At 39.9% G+C, this 17,241-nt stretch carries 12 protein-coding genes and 1 pseudogene; 3 read left to right on the top strand and 10 right to left on the bottom strand.

The window, feature by feature from the left end:
- Positions 1 to 69: 69 nt before the first annotated feature.
- The 8 genes from hflX to A0J48_RS14425 form a co-directional block, all read right to left on the bottom strand.
- Positions 70 to 1,806: a GTPase HflX gene (hflX, locus tag A0J48_RS14390; protein WP_200324114.1), complete on the bottom strand. Its 1,737-nt coding sequence runs from the start codon at positions 1,804 to 1,806 to the stop codon at positions 70 to 72.
- Between the two features lie 241 nt (positions 1,807 to 2,047).
- A complete protein-coding gene (locus A0J48_RS14395; RefSeq protein ID WP_200324089.1) occupies positions 2,048 to 2,581 on the bottom strand; it encodes a hypothetical protein in 534 nt (177 codons plus the stop codon).
- Positions 2,578 to 3,903, bottom strand: coding sequence for a P-loop NTPase family protein (locus A0J48_RS14400; protein ID WP_200324091.1), 1,326 nt, complete (start codon positions 3,901 to 3,903; stop codon positions 2,578 to 2,580). The genes A0J48_RS14395 and A0J48_RS14400 overlap by 4 nt, the downstream gene beginning before the upstream one ends.
- A 156-nt stretch (positions 3,904 to 4,059) precedes the next feature.
- Positions 4,060 to 5,637: a tetratricopeptide repeat protein gene (locus A0J48_RS14405; RefSeq protein WP_200324093.1), complete on the bottom strand. Its 1,578-nt coding sequence runs from the start codon at positions 5,635 to 5,637 to the stop codon at positions 4,060 to 4,062.
- A 900-nt stretch (positions 5,638 to 6,537) separates the two neighbouring features.
- Positions 6,538 to 7,038, bottom strand: coding sequence for an FHA domain-containing protein (locus tag A0J48_RS14410; RefSeq protein ID WP_200324095.1), 501 nt, complete (start codon positions 7,036 to 7,038; stop codon positions 6,538 to 6,540).
- 339 nt (positions 7,039 to 7,377) lie between these two features.
- Positions 7,378 to 9,786, bottom strand: coding sequence for a heavy metal translocating P-type ATPase (locus A0J48_RS14415; protein ID WP_200324097.1), 2,409 nt, complete (start codon positions 9,784 to 9,786; stop codon positions 7,378 to 7,380).
- A 541-nt stretch (positions 9,787 to 10,327) separates the two neighbouring features.
- Positions 10,328 to 10,603 carry a TM2 domain-containing protein gene (locus A0J48_RS14420; RefSeq protein ID WP_200324099.1) on the bottom strand — a complete coding sequence of 92 codons (276 nt, stop codon included), beginning with the start codon at positions 10,601 to 10,603 and terminating at the stop codon, positions 10,328 to 10,330.
- 255 nt (positions 10,604 to 10,858) lie between these two features.
- Positions 10,859 to 12,406, bottom strand: coding sequence for a CPBP family glutamic-type intramembrane protease (locus tag A0J48_RS14425; RefSeq protein WP_200324101.1), 1,548 nt, complete (start codon positions 12,404 to 12,406; stop codon positions 10,859 to 10,861).
- A 236-nt stretch (positions 12,407 to 12,642) separates the two neighbouring features.
- Here A0J48_RS14425 and A0J48_RS14430 point away from each other — a divergent pair, with 236 nt between their 5' ends.
- The 3 genes and pseudogenes from A0J48_RS14430 to A0J48_RS14440 all read left to right on the top strand — a co-directional run bounded on the left by A0J48_RS14430 (position 12,643) and on the right by A0J48_RS14440 (position 14,818).
- Positions 12,643 to 13,140 (top strand): dihydrofolate reductase, encoded by a 498-nt coding sequence (locus tag A0J48_RS14430; protein ID WP_200324102.1) that lies wholly within the window; start codon positions 12,643 to 12,645, stop codon positions 13,138 to 13,140.
- Between the two features lie 39 nt (positions 13,141 to 13,179).
- Positions 13,180 to 13,341, top strand: a pseudogene (locus A0J48_RS14435) (TIGR01548 family HAD-type hydrolase); the annotation flags it as partial.
- 172 nt (positions 13,342 to 13,513) lie between these two features.
- The gene (locus tag A0J48_RS14440) at positions 13,514 to 14,818 is read left to right on the top strand and encodes a phthiocerol/phthiodiolone dimycocerosyl transferase family protein (RefSeq protein ID WP_200324104.1); all 1,305 of its coding nucleotides are present in this window, start codon (positions 13,514 to 13,516) and stop codon (positions 14,816 to 14,818) included.
- 10 nt (positions 14,819 to 14,828) lie between these two features.
- On the opposite strand, the gene A0J48_RS14445 is transcribed toward A0J48_RS14440, so the two are convergent.
- Both A0J48_RS14445 and ruvB read right to left on the bottom strand, forming a co-directional pair.
- Positions 14,829 to 15,629, bottom strand: a complete 801-nt coding sequence (locus tag A0J48_RS14445) for a tetratricopeptide repeat protein (RefSeq protein WP_200324106.1) — start codon at positions 15,627 to 15,629, stop codon at positions 14,829 to 14,831.
- 359 nt (positions 15,630 to 15,988) lie between these two features.
- A complete protein-coding gene (gene ruvB, locus A0J48_RS14450; protein WP_200324108.1) occupies positions 15,989 to 17,104 on the bottom strand; it encodes a Holliday junction branch migration DNA helicase RuvB in 1,116 nt (371 codons plus the stop codon).
- Positions 17,105 to 17,241 lie beyond the last annotated feature (137 nt).

A 17,241-nucleotide genomic window follows, 5' to 3' on the forward strand; every position in this document is an offset into this window, starting at 1 on the left:
AATACTACTTGGTTTATTGATCCCCCTAACTCCCCTGGAAAAGCTGATATTTACTGTCAATATCAACAATTAATTGTCATCTACAGCATACTGAATCAACTGGGACAGTCGCTGGCGTAAGGTTTCTAAACCTAAACGCTGACTAGCAGAGATAAATACTGCCAGAGGAAATTCTTCTCGCGCTACAGCCAAAGTTTCACTATCAACTTGATCGATTTTGTTAAACACAACCAAGGCTGGCCCCGGAGTTATAGGCATTTGGGCGAGAATATCCCGAACTGAACGAATGTGACTCAACCAGGCCGGATGGGATAAATCCACTAGATGTATTAGAGCATCCGCTTCTGTTACTTCCTCCAAAGTGGCGCGGAAGGCATCCATTAAGGAGTTCGGCAACTCGTGAATAAACCCTACAGTATCTGTAATCAGAGTTTCCAAGGGTTCATTTGTATCTGCATGAGGAATAATCAGTCGCCTTGTGGTGGGATCAAGGGTGGCAAAAAGCTGGTCGGCTGTATATACTTCAGCGTTAGTGAGGGTGTTAAGCAAGGTAGACTTGCCAGCGTTCGTATAACCCACTAAAGCAATTGAAGGAACTTCCCGATGTTGTCGTCGCTGACGTAACCGACAACGATGTGCCTGTAACTGGTTAACCTCTTGTTGCAGTCGGGAAATTCGCCGTTGAATAGCCCGCCGTTCTGTTTCCAATTTAGTTTCACCAGGGCCACGAGTCCCTATACCACCCCCTAGTCGGGACATGGCACGACCTCTACCTGTGAGTCGTGGTAGCATATATTCTAACTGCGCCAGTTCCACTTGTAATTTCCCTGCACCAGATTGGGCGCGTTGGGCAAAGATATCTAATATGACTTCTGTACGATCAACAACTCTCACACCTATTTGCGCTTCTAGGTTGCGGACTTGAGACGGTGACAGGTCACGGTCAAAAACTACAAGATTTGCTCCCAAGGTTTGGGCGGTGAGGGCAACTTCTTGGACTTTACCTTCACCGATGACCGTTTGGGGATGAATGCGCGATCGCTTTTGTTGTAAGGTCTGCAATACATCCCCGCCAGCCGTATCTACTAACCTAGCTAATTCCGCGATGGTGTCTTGGAATTGTTGAGCAGTCAGATCATCGGTTTGCACTCCGACAATGACCACGCGGTCATGGTCAGCATCTACTTCTTGAGCGATATATTCCCGCTGGAATTCTTCTTCTAGACTTTCTACCAAGTCCAGAAAATCCTGTTCGGCGATCGCATCTAAACTTAGCGGTGGCGATACGCTGGAATATAAGGCTGAGTCTGGGGTACTTATTCCTGATGACTGAGTTAAAACTAACTGTTTGCTATTGGCTACCAGATGAGCTAAATAAGCCTCTTTGACATACCCAGTTGCACCACCCCCCCGACGGGTAAATCCCGTACCAGTAATATTCAGAACTACCAGAGCATCTAAGCGTTGTAGCGCCATTGCTGTGAGTGCAGCTTCATTTGGTGGTTCTGATTTGAGATGGGTAGATATACAACGAATCCCACTCAGTCGTTCTGCACCGTAACGAGGCAGTTCTAGAGGTGGGATTTGGGTTTGACGCGGAGTGCCTACCCCCACCCGGATCACTTGTCCGCGACGGTTCAGGTAGGCACATACAGGCTGATTTAATTCTGTGCTAATGGCAGCCAGTCGTTGGGCGAACTCTGGAGTTGTAATGCGATCTCCTGATATACGCTGGTGGTACAGCCGCTGTAGTTGCTTCAGATGGCTGGACTTTAAACCTTGGAGATTTCCGAAGATAGTCTCTATAGGCGCTTCTGACCAGTAAACTGGCCCCCCCCGAATCTTTGTTATATGTCTATTTTACAACAAGCTTTGGGTTGGATGCTCTAACTTTTGGGAGATGATGAAGGCAGGAGTTCAGGAGTATGGCTTACGCCACGCTTCGCACTTCAGGAGTATGGCTTGCGCCACGCTTCGCACTTCAGGAGTTCAGGAGGAAGAATTAATTTTTCTTCCCCTGCCTCCCCCACACCCCACACCCCACACCCTACACCCTACAGGTTGCTGATATCTTCAATAAAGTAGAACGCCAGTCTGAAAAATCAGGAGCGCGACGGATAAAATAGTCAATTGAAAATTGATTCATCAGAAAAACAATGCTAATGGGAATATTATCCCTAAACCTCTCCCTTTGCTGGTTTAAATGATTTAGAATGGGCGGAACTTTGGTTAAATCTGTAAATTTATCTTTTGTGATTTTGCCAAAATTTATCATTTCATATTGGTGAAATGAATGTTCTAACCCTTTAATCAATAAAATATCCACTTGCTGACTGATATAAAGGTTTAATGCCTGATCATATAAACCTTGAATTGGCTCATTCAAACGCAGAGTTTCAATTTTTTTATCTGGTAAATCTTGAATAATTGCAGAAATTATTTTTTCCTCTTCTAGAGGTTTACACTGCACAAAATACAGACCAAAACCCTGGTTGCGTTGTAGATGCTTAATTAAATCATCATATTCTTCTCTACCATCTGGGGGTAGGTCTTCATCCCAGTCACTATGCTTTAAATTCATGGGAGTTTTTCTATAGCTTCTTTAAATTCCTGAATACCCTGAATGAGTGGATGAATATCATACCAACGCTGCATCTCCCCTTCTTCATCTAAATAGCGATATTCCAATAGACAACGATTAAACATCAAACTACGATACTGATCATCGTTGATGATCCGCTTAGAACGGGAAACTTCTGCTAACAAAATCCACTGATGGTTTTCCACAGCGCGGCGATAGGTATCTCTAGCTTGAGTAATGGCGCGTCGAACCGCTCTTTCAGAAATTGGTAAATCTTGAGTACGTCCAATCGCATCCTGCGTTAACAATAGCAAATTTCTGACGTGACCTCCACTCATTAAACAAAGTCGTTCTAGGGTCTCTGGGCTGTCAAATATTGCCGTTTCTAGGGGTTTATCTGGCGCAAACTGCCTGATTCTCCGAGAAATAACCTCTTTAACTTTATTGATTCCGGGGTGATAAATTTCATTGCTGGGAGTACGTACCATCACCATTGGTAAAATTTGGGGATCTCCATATATATCACGCAAGTCGGTAGCCCTAGTAGAATATACCATTGCAATGGGTACGGTATAAATTAAATGGCAATCTAAAGCTTTGAGTTGTTCACACCGATCTAAAAAAACTTCTTCATAATTGGTGTGATCACCATCTTTAACTAAAACCATCCTGTCTAAATTATCAACAATTACCGCTAGTTGATTACATCCAGGAGGTAGGCGCTTTTTAACATCAGCGAGAAACTCATTTAAGACCTTAATTAATGTCACAGTATGAGGGTTAACTTTATCCCGAATTTCTTGTCGTAATTCGGGAACAGCCCTTAAATTTCCTGTCAATTTTGCAAACTGACAAATTTGCATTTCTACGTTCATGTTTTCGATTTGAATCTCAGTTAGAGCCAAATCTTTCAAATCTTGCCATCGTTCTTTCAACCAATTTAGCACTGGTTGAGGATTACCCATAGTTTGCAAATCTTGCAGTAACCGCCGAGTACAAGCCAGCAGAATATCTGTATATTGAGCATCTTCTGAATCAATATCCTCTTCATCAGCAGCAAAATAAACTACATAACATCGTCTGGCTTCTAAATATTGTTTTAGTCTCAATAATTCTGTAGATTTACCCGCGCCTCTATGACCAGAATATAATTGGCAAGTATTTTGATTTGCTAACTGAATGCGATTTCCTAATTCTTCTAGAATATCTGCATCTCCGCGCACATCTTGACAGTCTACATAGTTAGGATCACCTGCGGGTAAAGGCTGAAATGGGTTAAAGGCATTGTAGAGGTTTTTGAGTAATTCAGAATTATTGGTCATAGGTAAACAACTGAGGTTCTTGAGTACTAATCAGGCTAAAACAATAGTAAATATAGCCCACGTTAAACAGTCAATTCAATTTTAATCTAAGAAGTTGGCAATGTCATATCATATCAAGTATGGGTTATTAATTAGGAGCAAATTTATGAATATAAATTAAGGGGAAATTTCTAATTGCATTAAAGCTTGAAATCTTATATCTTCTCGAATAAAATCAAAATCAGTATCTGTTTTTGCCCTTTGCAAAACCTCTGCCGGTTGAAGTTTAATAGCTTGTTGTAAATTTTTTAATGACTCCTCAATATTACCCTGAATAGCATAACAGCAAGCTTTATTGTACCAACCGAAGTTATCATCAGGTTTTAATTTAAGAGCCTGATCGTAGGAGAAAAGTGCTTCCTCAGTACGTCCTAAATCATCAAGAGCATTGCCCCGGTTGTTCCAAGCATAGTAGTCATCAGGATTAAATTTCAGGGCTTGGTCATAAGAAAAAATAGCTTCTTCGTTACGTCCTAAACTTCTGAGTGCGATGCCCCGATTATACCAAGCATAGTGGTCATCAGGTTGAATTTTGAGAGCTTCGTCATAAGATAAAACTGCTGCTTCATTTTGTCTTAAACTCCGCAATGCGATACCTCGGTTATTCCAAGCATAGTGGTCATTAGGTTGAATTTTGATAGCTTCATCATAAGATAAAACAGCTTCTTCATTTCGTCCTAAATTCCGCAGTGCATTACCTAGTTCATACCAAGAATAGTAGTCATTAGGATTATATTCTATCGCTTTATTGTAGGATAAAACGGCTTCTTCATTTCGTCCTAAGTTCCGCAGCGCGTTGCCTTTATTTTTCCAAGCATAGGGGTCATGAGGTTTGATTTCTATTGCTTGATTATAAGATAAAATTGCTTTTTCATTATCTCCTAAATTCACTAGTGCATTGCCACGGTTGTACCAAGCATAATGATCATCAGGCTTGAATTTTAGTTCTTGTTCGTAGAATGTAATTGCGGTTTCGTACTCATTGGCAGAATAAAGTAGATTTCCCAATTCAAATAGTAAACTCGCTCTATTATCATCTGTTTGATGTTTTTCTGTCAGCAGTTCTTGAATTTCTAGGACTTTTTCAATTTTTTCTTCAGGAGTTAATTGCAAATATTTTTCATAGTCTCCTTCTAAAAGTAGACGATGTGATTCTTGTTGTACTAATTCTGGTGTAGTTGGCAATTCATATACACCAGAGCGCCAATCATAAAAATCAGGAGCGCGGTGAATTAAATAATTAAGTGAAAATGAGCGCAGCAAAAAAACAAAACAAAAAGAGAAATCATCTCTAAATCTTTCTCGTTGTTGATTAAAGTGATTTAAAATAGGTGGAACTTTAGTTAAATTGATAAACTGACCTTCAGTTATTTCACCAAAGTTCCTTTTTTCATATTTATATAAGGAATATTCTAAACCTTTAATTAATAAAATATCAATTTTTTGATCTTGAATACAATCAACCACCTGCTGATATAATTTATCAACTGGTTCAAACAATCGTAATACAGCTATTTTTTTCTGCGGTAGATCATGGGGTATTTTAGCAATAAAACCATCTGATTCTACAGGATTACATTTCACAAAATATAAACCAAATCCTGTTTTCCATTGGAGTACGCGAAGTAAATCTTGATATACTTCTTCCGGATCTGGCGGTAAATCATTATCCCAGTCACTGTAGTTTGCATTCATGTAAATTTCATCATGGATACTTTAGTAAAAAAATTGCTTTTCTTGTTATCTTGCTAATAAGTATAACTGTTCCAATACTAACTCGTCTAGGGGCGAATTAGCACTATTTGTGTCTGTGTTCATACTTAAGAATCATTTGATTGGCTATGTATTAGTACTTAATCACCTCAATGAGATTTTAGATGAGAAATCACTTTCTGCATTTAGGCTTTGTACATCTATTTGAGATATATACAAATATAGGATGTGCTAATTTTTCAGAAATATTTAAATAAGCAATATTTGAATATATAGGAATCACTCATTAGGGGTGGGAATAGGGAACTCTTAACAGACTTGAAAGTTTCTTGGTATATGGCTTTGTTTTGAGAGTTTGCACGTAAGTATTCAGATATCAGTAATCAGCTATTATCTGGAATGTATCAATTGATAATGGACAATTGTTTCATTCCAGGTTTCAAACCTCCCCTTTCCAAGGGGAAAAAAGAGAAAAATTCCGATTTCTCAATCCTTCTGCTTTTAGGCAACGGTAATTGTCAATTGTCCATTGTACATTATCCATTTTTAACGAGGAATGAGGCATTGATTTTGGTATCAGTCTCCCTTAAAAATCCTTTAAACTTAACCTGAGAACCAGTTTTAGCTGACTCTTTTCCCAGAAATTTTTGTTGATGTTACATCTGAGATGTTAAACCTACTCATATCTTCATAATAGTTTCTTATTCAATCAGATATGAGTAGATTGAGATAAATATTTTGATTGAGTTACTAGCCACTGGATTTATCTGTAGGGTCAATCCCAAATCCTTGCATCTAAAATCGGATGGCTTTTTTATTTGGAAGTCTGTGGTACAAGTTCCGCAAGGACAATAATTTTTCATCCCTGACGTAAACCTATGCTCATTCTTCCATATCCTCCGTCATCCCAGGGTTGATTAAAGTGATATCATACTCACTAGCATCTGTTTGTCCTGAACGCTGACTATTTTTGAGCAGATAATAAATTGCTCGCACTTGGGGTCCAAAAACAATTTCGTCTTCGTTTTTTAGATCATGGGCTGGTATTTTGCGGCCATTAATCATTAAACCATTAGAACTAGGTTTGCCTTTGGAATCACCATCAACAATGCGGTAATAATAGCTACGACTATTATTTTTGTGTGGTAATCTAACTAATGTAGCATGGTGACGGGAAACAAACTGTGATATCAAACGAATATTACAATTTCGGTCTCTACCGATAGAATAGACGGGATTTTCAAGGGGAAATTCTTTGCGTCCTTGATCGTCTTCTATAATCAGTAGGTGGTTTTCATTAGGTTCTGCTGCCATTGACAGATGGTTACTAAAATTTGTTGAACTCTGATACGCAAGAAGATGCTGTGTATCTTTTTCCCGCATTTTTCCAGACAATTTATTTAATATGAAATCTAATAAGATTTGAGTTACATATCATCTGAGTAAACAAGAGTATATTTTGTAATCTGGTAAATATATTCTCTGTGGGAGAAGTGAAGACAAGCTTTGCGGAAAGTCTAAATCGCTAATTAAAGTAGTTTAACAGTTATCAGTTACCAGTTTTATTGCCCCCGGTTAATTTCCCCATGAATATGGTGGAATAAATTGTCAGCGGGTTGAAATTCCTGACTTTCAGCTTGATCACCGTTCACTAGGTTTTAGATAATTAGCCAATCTATGAAAGCGTCTTGAAGATACTACCTCCCAGTAATAAGTTTACAGTTAATGAGCAAATCGTCTCAATAAAATTGAGTTAGTGACAACACTAACTGAACTAAAAGCCATGAGTGCAGCTGCGCTGGCTGGACTAAGAACAAAACCCAAGCTGGGTAGGAAAATACCTGCTGCTAATGGTATACCAATCGTATTATAAGCAAAAGCCCAGAATAAATTTTGACGTATTTTGTTGAAAGTGGCACGACTGAGTAAGATTGATTGTACAACATCGCTCAGACAGTCACGCATGAGTATGATATCGGCTGTTTCCATAGCCACATCTGTGGCAGAATGTAAAGCAATGCCAACATCTGCTTGAGATAAAGCGGGAGCATCGTTGATTCCATCTCCCACCATTGCGATCATGGATTTGGAATGTGGTTTTGTGGAGTTGTCTCCAGTCTGAAGAGTTTGTATTGCTTCTGCTTTTTTCGCTGGTGGAATACCTGCCATAATATTGGTACTCTCTATTCCCAGTTGCCCCGCGATCGCACTGGCGGCTTCTAATCTATCACCACTAAGGAGCATGACTCGTAAACCCATTTGACGCAACTTGTCTACTGTGGCTTTTGCGTCTGGTCTGAGGGAATCACTAACAGCTATTAATCCGACTAATGTACTATCAACGGCAACGCTAATTACTGTTTTACCTTGGGTTGACCATTCTTGAGCTTGTTGTTGAGCAGTTTCACTGATAGTAATTCCGTGCCAGTTTAACCAATTCCAGTTACCTAATAATACAGTTTTGTCTTCTACCACAGCAGAAACACCCATTCCTGGCTCGGTATGAAAGTCTACAGCATGAGGAATGGATAAATTTTGCCGTTGTGCTTCTTGGTGAACAGCTGTGGCTAGGGGGTGATAAGTCCCGCTTTCTACTGCTGCTGCGAGTTGAATAAGACTTTGCTCAGTTTCTAATTCCGTGAATACTAAACAATCTGTCACTATGGGCTTACCTGTAGTCAGAGTTCCTGTTTTATCAAAAATAACTGTATCTAGCTGGTGAACTTGTTCTAAAACGTCACCACCTTTGATTAATAAACCCCGTTCTGCACCCATACCAGTACCGACGAGAATGGCTGTAGGGGTGGCTAGTCCTAAAGCACAGGGACAGGCGACTACCATGACGGCGATCGCTAATTTTAAACTAATTAATAGTGAAGAGTAATGTGTACTGGGGATTGGGTGATGTGCCGAGTGACTCATCATGGTCATACCACTGGACATGGTAACATCTGGCCAAATATGAGTACCAAAAAAGTACCAAAAGAGAAATGTGAATAAAGCAGCAGTTAAAACCCCGTAGGTAAAGTAACCAGAAACCGTATCTGCTAATTTTTGGACAGGTGCTTTGCGAGTTTGGGCAGCTTCTACCAAAGCCACGATTTGCGCCAAAGTAGTATCATTACCTGTACGAGTGGCTTGAATAGCGATCGCACCGGACTGGTTAATAGTTCCCGCAGACACCAGATCACCTAATTGCTTCATAACTGGTACAACTTCCCCAGTTAACATCGACTCATCCACCGTCGTTTGTCCAAAGCGTACCTCACCATCCACAGGGATTTTATCTCCTGGTAGCACCTGCAACCATTCACCTACCCGTACCTGTTCAGCAGGTATTTCAACGATATTCGCTCCTGATATTAATTTTTCTGACTCTGGGTTAGCTATCAATCTCGCTATTTGGGGTTGGAGTGCGAGTAACTGTCTAAATGCCGATGCTGCACGCCCTCTAGCTTGTTTTTCCAAACTTCTTCCTAGCAGGATAAAGCCTAGCATCATCACTGGTTCATCAAAAAAGCATTCCCAACCCATTTGGGGGAATAATAAAGCTATTAAACTGGCTGTATAAGCGGTCAGCGTTCCCAAACTCACCAAAGTATTCATATTTGGCGCACCCCGTCGCCAACCTAACCACCCATCTATTAAAATTGGGCGACCAGGAATTAGTAGCGCCACTGTTGCTAGTCCACAGTGAAACCAGATGTTATTTAATATCGGGATGATATTGTTAGTAAAATGTCCAATTCCTGAAAATACCAATAACGCACCAGCAATCACTAGTTGTCTGATTACTGCTTGCATTTCCTGGTGTTGTCTTCTATTTGATGCTTCTAAAGCCGATTTTTGCCCTGCTAGTGTAGTGTTAGCCTTGCGGGTTTGGGTAGGAAATCCCGTTGCTGTTAATGCCTTTGCCAGCGCCTCTGCATCTACTGTCCCAACTTCCGCTTCTATAACTGCTACTTCTGTAGCCAGGTTAACGCAGACGTTTTTTACTTCTGGATGTTGGGTTAGCTGTTTTTCTACCGCTGTCACACACCCAGCGCACTTCATACCGCCAACATCTAAAATAATCTTTTCTGTCACTGGGGTAGATTCTGGGGTAAGTTGAGTTTCTTTGAGAAGTTGCATGGCCAGTTTTGAGATTTGCTACGAAAATTCAACGTCTGACAAAAGGCTTGTCTATTTCGAGCGTATGCTAAATCTGGAACTATGGACAACTGTCGTAATATTAAGTTTATTAAGTTATCGGCGACTCAAATTCATATAAATCACGTACATCAGAGCTAAACCCTGAAGTGGCATCAAGGCAATCATGCTTTTCAAAATATAATGCATTTCTAAATTAGACATCACACTGAAATACCCAAAACCCATCAACAGGAAGATGCTCCAGGTAAGTTGTTTACGTTTAATAGTTAACATGGCAGTATAAATTATCGTTTTTCATTGTCAGAGACAATAAGCACTTGCAACTTTGACTGATTTCGACAAAAAAGTTACGGGAATTATTAAGCAGTTTTTTTATAACAACAGAAAACAATCTTGGAAAAAGACATAGATCAGAATTGTCATTGTACAAATATTTTAGGTGTTTCAGGATTTATTTATTCTTATGTATCATTTTGGACTGCTATAAAAAATTCAAAATACTTGACTCAAAGAGAGAATTCTAAAACCAGCCCTGCTTTTTAACAAAGTAAGTATTAACAAAGTCTTCATGATTTTTATTTAGGTAAATCATGCCTTCAATTAAACCCACAAGCTGCATAATCAGCAATGTAAATCCGTAGGTGAGAGAACCACCAACCACGGAAATTACTAACATAATAAAACCTTCTGGTGCGTAACCAAGTATAAACTTATGTATGCCCAATCCACCGAGAATAATGCCACAGTAACCAGCTAAAAGTTGTTTAGTTGCATGAGATTGGTTGAGATTAGCCATATTCACTTCATCTCCTTTGTTTTCCGATTTTTTATTTCTGTGCAGAGGTATTAAATATCTTCGGGTTGATAGTGATTATGTCAGGATTTTTTTTGAGTTTTTTGTGATCATAACAATAAACTGTTTTTTCATTATTGTCAGTTGATATGCACAAAAAATCCTCAAAATATATAACCCCGACTGCTTGAAGACATCGAGGTTATTGGTGCAACTAGATCTGATTTTGGGAATTTTTAATTTTGATGGGAATTTGTATTAATTATTGCCACTACCTAAAAGAAACAAACTCAATAATGTGCCACTATTCCAAAGACTATGCAGCAGCATAGGGGCAAGAAGATTGCGCGATCGCGTGTAAACTACTCCTAATACCATTCCTAATGCTGTCAGGGGCATAATTTCTGACAAACTCAGGTGAGCAGCAGCAAATAATAGGCTACTCACCACAATTGCGCCCCACACTGGAATGTAACGAGTCAAGGAAGGTAACAAAAAGCCGCGAAATAAAAATTCTTCAAAAAATGGTGCAGCCATAGCCGCAGTGAAGAAAAATATCCCCAATGCTATGTTATCTCTGCTTTCTAAGGCCAGTTGCAACAGTGGATTACTACCACCTTGTCCTCGCCATAGTTGTTGATTAATCAACGATACTATCACCACAATCGGTAAAGCTGTGCAGTAGCCACCCAGTCCCCAGAAAAACCAATTACTTTGCCACCGGAAGCGAAACCAACCTTGTGGTAAGGGAAAATAAGGTTTGATAGAGTAATACAGCACTGATAACGCACCCAAGGCAACCAGCACGTAACTAACTAAAACTGAGAAAGCTTGAACCCGCACATTACTAGAAGCACGGGAAATAGGGAGGAAGCCTAATAAAACGGGGATAAATAATTGTCCCATCAGGAAAAATCCCAGGACAAAAACCTGTAAAACTATCTCCCCATTCCAAGGTGTTGACCAAGGGTGATCAGCATTTGTAGCTAATATAGATTCTTTTCCCTTGAGTAAAAGCTGAATAATTAAACCCACCAGCAGGATGACACCGATAAAGGCTGTTAAGCTGGGAATAGTGGCAATTATCGCTAATTTCCATATAGCATCACTAGCAGCTGCTTGTTGTCCGGCTTGAACATCGGCTAATATGTCTTCACGTTGTTGGAGTTGATATAATTGCATCAAAGCTGTGGAGCGAAACCAACCTTCTAAGTTTTTTTGAATCATTTGTTGAGCATTGGGCAGCAAAAGAGGAGGATTGCTCCATAGCCCAGTTAATACTTGAGCAGTTTGCTCAAATTCAGGATTAATTGTTGAGTTTTGCTGTACTTGACTCCAAGTTTTTAGGGCGCTATCTGTTTCACCTTGCTTTACTTGTAAAATCCCTAAACGTAAGTCTAACTCATCCCGGAATTTTCGCAGTTGGTTAACGGACTTCTGTAATTGGTTTTGTTGTTCTTGAGTCCGGTCTTCTAGTAAAGTTGAAGGAGGTGTGTCTTGGCTAAGTTGTGCTAGTTGAGTTGCCGTTTTGTCCAAATTAGTTTGGACAGATTCCCGCGCTTGTTGATATTGCTTGGTAGCACTTTCTAAGGGTTGCTCACCGAGTATGGCTTCCCGAATAGCCAGAAAATTCTCTTCGTTGCTGTCTTCTGGTTGCCATGCTTGGGCTTGCAGGACAATATTGCTTTGGTAGAGTTCCAAACGACTTTGGAATTGAGGTTTTTGCCAACTACTAAATAAAGACAGTCCTGATGTTATGATTGCTAACAGCGTTAGCACAATTAACAGCAACCGTTTGAATGTCATCCATCCCCCTTTAATTTAATAACTTAATTTAGAATCAGGAAATTTTGTGATTCCCTGTATTTATTTAACCTATCATCGAGAAGACTTATATTCCTGGAATTATAGAACTTCGCGGTATGCGTAAAACTCAGTGGCTTTAGGCAGGGGAGTGTCAATAAAAATAATTCTGATAGACACAAGATGGTTTAACTGGTTCACAAATTTTCCCAGACTCCAGAATAAGGATATTGTCAATCATGGTTCTGATTAGTCTCATTGCCGCCATTTCCGAAAATCGGATTTTAGCTGACTCAAAAAAGGAACATATTCGTTTAGGTATTCCTTGGCATATTCCCAGTGATTTACGTCATTTTCAGGAAATTACCCGGCGACATCCTGTGATTATGGGTCGTAAAACCTATTCTACGTTTAATCAACCTTTGCCAAATCGTACAAATATAATTGTTACTAGAAATCCTGATTATCAAGCTCCTGGTTGTCTTGTTTTTCATTCACTCTCAGAGGCGATTGCATGGACAAAAATGAGTGAAACTGAAGAAATATTTATTGCTGGTGGCGGACAAATTTATACGGAAGCGATCCAATTTGCCAATAAGCTGTATTTAACAATCGTAGAAGGTAATTTTGAGGGAGATATATATTTTCCTGAGTTTGCTAATTTTGGTAAAGTAACGAAAGAAGAGCCTTGGGAGGAAAATGGCTTTCGGTTTAAGTTTGTGGAGATGGAAAGGTGACAGGTGACAGGTGACAGGTGACAGGTGACAGGTGACAGGATTGGTGTAGGTGTGCTACCACCGCATATATAAGAAACAGCCGCACGCAGCCAAGCATACAGCGAAACATTGCAACAAGCTGAAGCCGCAGTAGTTTTGAGTAATGTTGAGCAGTTAAATCCAGCCAAGGTGGAAGAATTATTGCTATTTTGCTATGGATGAGAATATTTAGAAACAGCGATCACTTCAACTTTTGCAAGAAGTATCATGTGCTGTATGGTCGCTTTGTAGTATAGCAGCATACAGAAGGTTAAAACATTACTGTTATTTACATTTATCGTTTCACAATGTCTTAATCTATACTGCTATCACCATATCTCAACATCTAGTTACTATGACAGTCAATCGTGAACTTACTCCGATAGAGGAGGGTTTTGAAATCATCAATCAGACTGGTGGGACATTAAATGTAGTCACAATTAGTCGGATTATTGGGCTTCTGGATGAGGTAATCCTCAGACAAGCTCTCGATATTGTACAGTGTCGTCATCCCCTGCTTAACTGTCGGATTATTAAATCGTTCAACAGTCTCCGCTTTGAAACAGCAGCGATCAAGATTCCCTTGCGTAGCTTTAATCACCTCGATTACCAAAATTGGACAGAGGTTGTTGTCGCCGAAATGAACCAAAAGATGGAGAGCCACAAAGGTTTAGCACGATGTGTACTAGTCAAATCGCAGAATGAAAACAATGTAGTTTATTTAATTACAACCTTGCACCACGCCATCTCAGATGGTTTATCAACTGTCCAACTGCATTCAGAGATATTAACTTATTGCCAAAAAATTGCGGCTGGTGAAATAATTAATCAAGTTGATAGCTTGCATGTCTTACCACCTATTCAGGAATTGCTACCAGACTCGGCGCGGGGATGGGGTAGTGATCTCCAAAACATTTTCTTTCTATTAAAACTGACATTTCAGTATTTATGGTATAATCCAAAATCTTTGGATTTTCAGGAGTATGTACCGATAAAATCACGTCGTAGCGGTATGGTTCACAAGCAGCTAGATCAGGAGCTAACTGTAAAACTAGTGAATTTTTGCAGAAAAAAAAATACAACAGTGCAAGGTGCTTTATGTGCAGCGTTGATGTTTGCAGTCGCTCAGGAAATCTCTGGTAACGAAAGGAAAGATATTTCTTTAAGTTGTACTTCCTATATTAGCTTGCGTAAACACCTGCGATCGCTGGTCAGTGAAAACAATCTGGGTGTGCTGGCTTCAGCTATTACTTCGTTTCATACTCTTAGAGTCAACACACACTTCTGGAATCTGGCACGGGAGGTCAGAGAAAATTTAGCAGCAGAGTTAAAATCTGATGATATCTTTAGCATCACCATGATGTACAAGAACATGATCGAGTTTCTTCTGGCTAACCCCAACCTAGCACTTACAAGTGTAGCTGTGACTAATATTGGTCAAGTAAAAATTCCGAAATTTTATGGCCCATTTGAATTAACTGAAATTAGCTTTGTGCCAGCACAGGCAATATTTGGGGGTGTTTTGAGTGCTGCGGTGACAACCTTTGATAACCGGATGATATTGAATTTTATGTTTTCTCTGCCCTCAAATAGTCAAAATTTGATGGAAGAATTGGCAGACAATGTAATTGCCTGCCTGAAGAATGCTTGTGAGTATTAAGCTTCTTGAGTTACTGAAGTTTCAGAAACTTATCTAAAGCAACTACCAAACTAGGAGGCCAACGGCGGATATTTTTTACCCAATCCATATCTTTATAGCGGGTATCCAGTCCATAAGCTGCTACCCAGTTGCTTTCCGCTTCTCCTTTATTTCCCCCAACCCAATAAGCAGCTGTTAAAGCAGCACGCACATCAGCAAATTTGGGATATTTACGGACTATATTTCGCATTTCGCGGATAGCCGGATCTATTTGCCCACTTTCATAAAGTGCTAGGGCATAATTAGCACGAGCAAAGGCAAAATTAGGGGCAATTTCTGTAGCTTTTTGGTAATCAGCGATCGCGTCTTCCCATTTTCCCAAACCTGCTTTAGCATTACCCCGATTGTTATACGCCATTGCATCATTCGGATCTAATTCTAGAACATGATTATAATCGGCGATCGCATCTTCCCATCTACCTAAACCTTCTAAGGCTGTCCCCCGATTTAAATAAGGGTCTGTAACATTAGGTGCTAACTCAATGGCTTTGTTATAATCTGTCAGTGCGGCTTGCAACTTATTCTGACTGACGCGAGAATTACCGCGATTACTCCAAGCACCTGCATTAGTAGGAAATTTTTCAATAATCTCAGTCCAATAGCGTTCTGCTGTAACAAAATCACCCTGATTGGTGGCTGCAAATGCCTTATTTGCCAACTCATCTCCTAGTTGTAACTCTTCGGTAGTGACAGTTTGGGTTTGTGCCATCACTGGTGTACCAAAGCCAAACATCAGTAATATACTCAAGAAAATACAGATTAATTTAATCATTTAACTCTCTGTTATATGCAACAGAATTAATGATATAGCAGATAACAGCTAACAGGGAAGATTTTCCGTAAGTATTCAGCCGTCAGCCGTCAGCTATTAGTTTTGAATGCTGAAATACAAAGAATGAGAACAAATGAGAAGCGTTTTATAAGTTAAAAGTCATGCATTTAAAATTCATTTGACTTGTGAATGTCCAACCATAGAAGTCTTGATCATACAAATAAAATTTATCCATCAGCCGATTATTTAATTTACAGTAGGAGTCAGGAGTCAGAATAATTTTAGATTTTAGATTTTAGATTGGAGATGACAAAAACAATCCAAAATCCAAAATCCAAAATCCAAAATTGTGCCTCCTGCTATAACAATGATAACTGCTCATTAGGTGGCTTAAAACCCATGTGTTGATATGCGGCTTTTGTTGCGACTCTACCGCGAGGGGTTCGGCTTAAATAACCAATTTGCATTAAATACGGTTCATACACTTCTTCAATGGTTTGGGTGTCTTCCCCAGTCGCTGCGGCTAAAGTTTCTAACCCCACTGGCCCACCATTAAAGTTTTCAATGATTACACTTAGCATTTTTCTATCTGTCCAATCTAATCCACAGGGATCTACTTGAAACAGTTGTAATGCTTCTGCTGCAATAGGCTGGTCAATTTTGGTAAAAGATTTAACTTCCGCATAATCACGCACTCGCTTTAGTAATCTATTAGCAATCCGTGGCGTTCCCCGTGAACGTTTAGCAATTTCCACAGCACCATCTTGATTCACAGGTGTATTTAATAATTCCGCACTGCGAAGGACAATTTGACTAAGTTCGTCCACTTCGTAAAATCGCAGTTTTTGGACTAAGCCAAAGCGATCGCGCAATGGAGAAGTTAAAGCCCCAACACGGGTTGTAGCTCCCACCAAGGTAAATTTAGACAAAGGTATACTTCTGATCTTGGCAGTAGAACCTTTACCCACGGTAATATCTAGGCGATAATCTTCCATTGCTGGATAAAGAATTTCTTCAGTCATCCGCGAAAGTCGATGAATTTCATCGACAAACAGTACATCACCTGGCTTGAGGCCAACCAATAACCCCACTATATCCCGTGGTCGTTCCAAGGCAGGGGCGCTGGTAATTTTGTAATTTACCCCCATTTCTGAAGCTAAAATCATGGCCATTGTGGTTTTTCCTAACCCTGGCGGTCCGTATAGGAGTAGATGATCCATGACTTCACCCCTGGACTTGGCTGCTTTAATGGCAATATCCAACACATCCTTTAAATCTTTCTGTCCAATGTAATCAGCAAATCGCTGAGGCCGAATACTCTCTTCTTGCTTACCTTCTTCATCAATAGCCGCTTCCGGTTGCAGTATAGTTTCTTGGGGAACTGCTTTTTGGGAATTTCCTTTAGCCGCCCCCCGCTGCTGCTTTGGTTGTCCGTTTGGTTCTGGAGGCTGTTTTTTCGAGGAGATTATCGCCATAATGTTTAGGAGTTCAGAAGTTCAGGAGTTCAGTAGTTCAGTAGTTCAGTAGTTCAGGAGTTCATGAGTTTAGGAGTTTAGGAGTTCAGTAGTTCAGTAGGAAGAATTAATTTTTCTTCCCCCACACCCCACACCCC

It is taken from the genome of Sphaerospermopsis aphanizomenoides BCCUSP55, from assembly GCF_001586785.1.
Taxonomy (GTDB): domain Bacteria; phylum Cyanobacteriota; class Cyanobacteriia; order Cyanobacteriales; family Nostocaceae; genus Sphaerospermopsis_A; species Sphaerospermopsis_A aphanizomenoides_A.

Excerpts from the sequence above, each read along its gene's own strand:
- A0J48_RS14440 (WP_200324104.1), top strand. The coding sequence starts at position 13,514 with ATGACAGTCAATCGTGAACTTACTCCGATAGAGGAGGGTTTTGAAATC.
- A0J48_RS14405 (WP_200324093.1), bottom strand. The coding sequence starts at position 5,637 with ATGAATGCAAACTACAGTGACTGGGATAATGATTTACCGCCAGATCCG.
- A0J48_RS14425 (WP_200324101.1), bottom strand. The coding sequence starts at position 12,406 with ATGACATTCAAACGGTTGCTGTTAATTGTGCTAACGCTGTTAGCAATC.
- ruvB (WP_200324108.1), bottom strand. The coding sequence starts at position 17,104 with ATGGCGATAATCTCCTCGAAAAAACAGCCTCCAGAACCAAACGGACAA.
- A0J48_RS14400 (WP_200324091.1), bottom strand. The coding sequence starts at position 3,903 with ATGACCAATAATTCTGAATTACTCAAAAACCTCTACAATGCCTTTAAC.
- A0J48_RS14420 (WP_200324099.1), bottom strand. The coding sequence starts at position 10,603 with ATGGCTAATCTCAACCAATCTCATGCAACTAAACAACTTTTAGCTGGT.
- A0J48_RS14430 (WP_200324102.1), top strand. The coding sequence starts at position 12,643 with ATGGTTCTGATTAGTCTCATTGCCGCCATTTCCGAAAATCGGATTTTA.
- A0J48_RS14415 (WP_200324097.1), bottom strand. The coding sequence starts at position 9,786 with ATGCAACTTCTCAAAGAAACTCAACTTACCCCAGAATCTACCCCAGTG.
- A0J48_RS14410 (WP_200324095.1), bottom strand. The coding sequence starts at position 7,038 with ATGCGGGAAAAAGATACACAGCATCTTCTTGCGTATCAGAGTTCAACA.
- A0J48_RS14445 (WP_200324106.1), bottom strand. The coding sequence starts at position 15,629 with ATGATTAAATTAATCTGTATTTTCTTGAGTATATTACTGATGTTTGGC.
- A0J48_RS14395 (WP_200324089.1), bottom strand. The coding sequence starts at position 2,581 with ATGAATTTAAAGCATAGTGACTGGGATGAAGACCTACCCCCAGATGGT.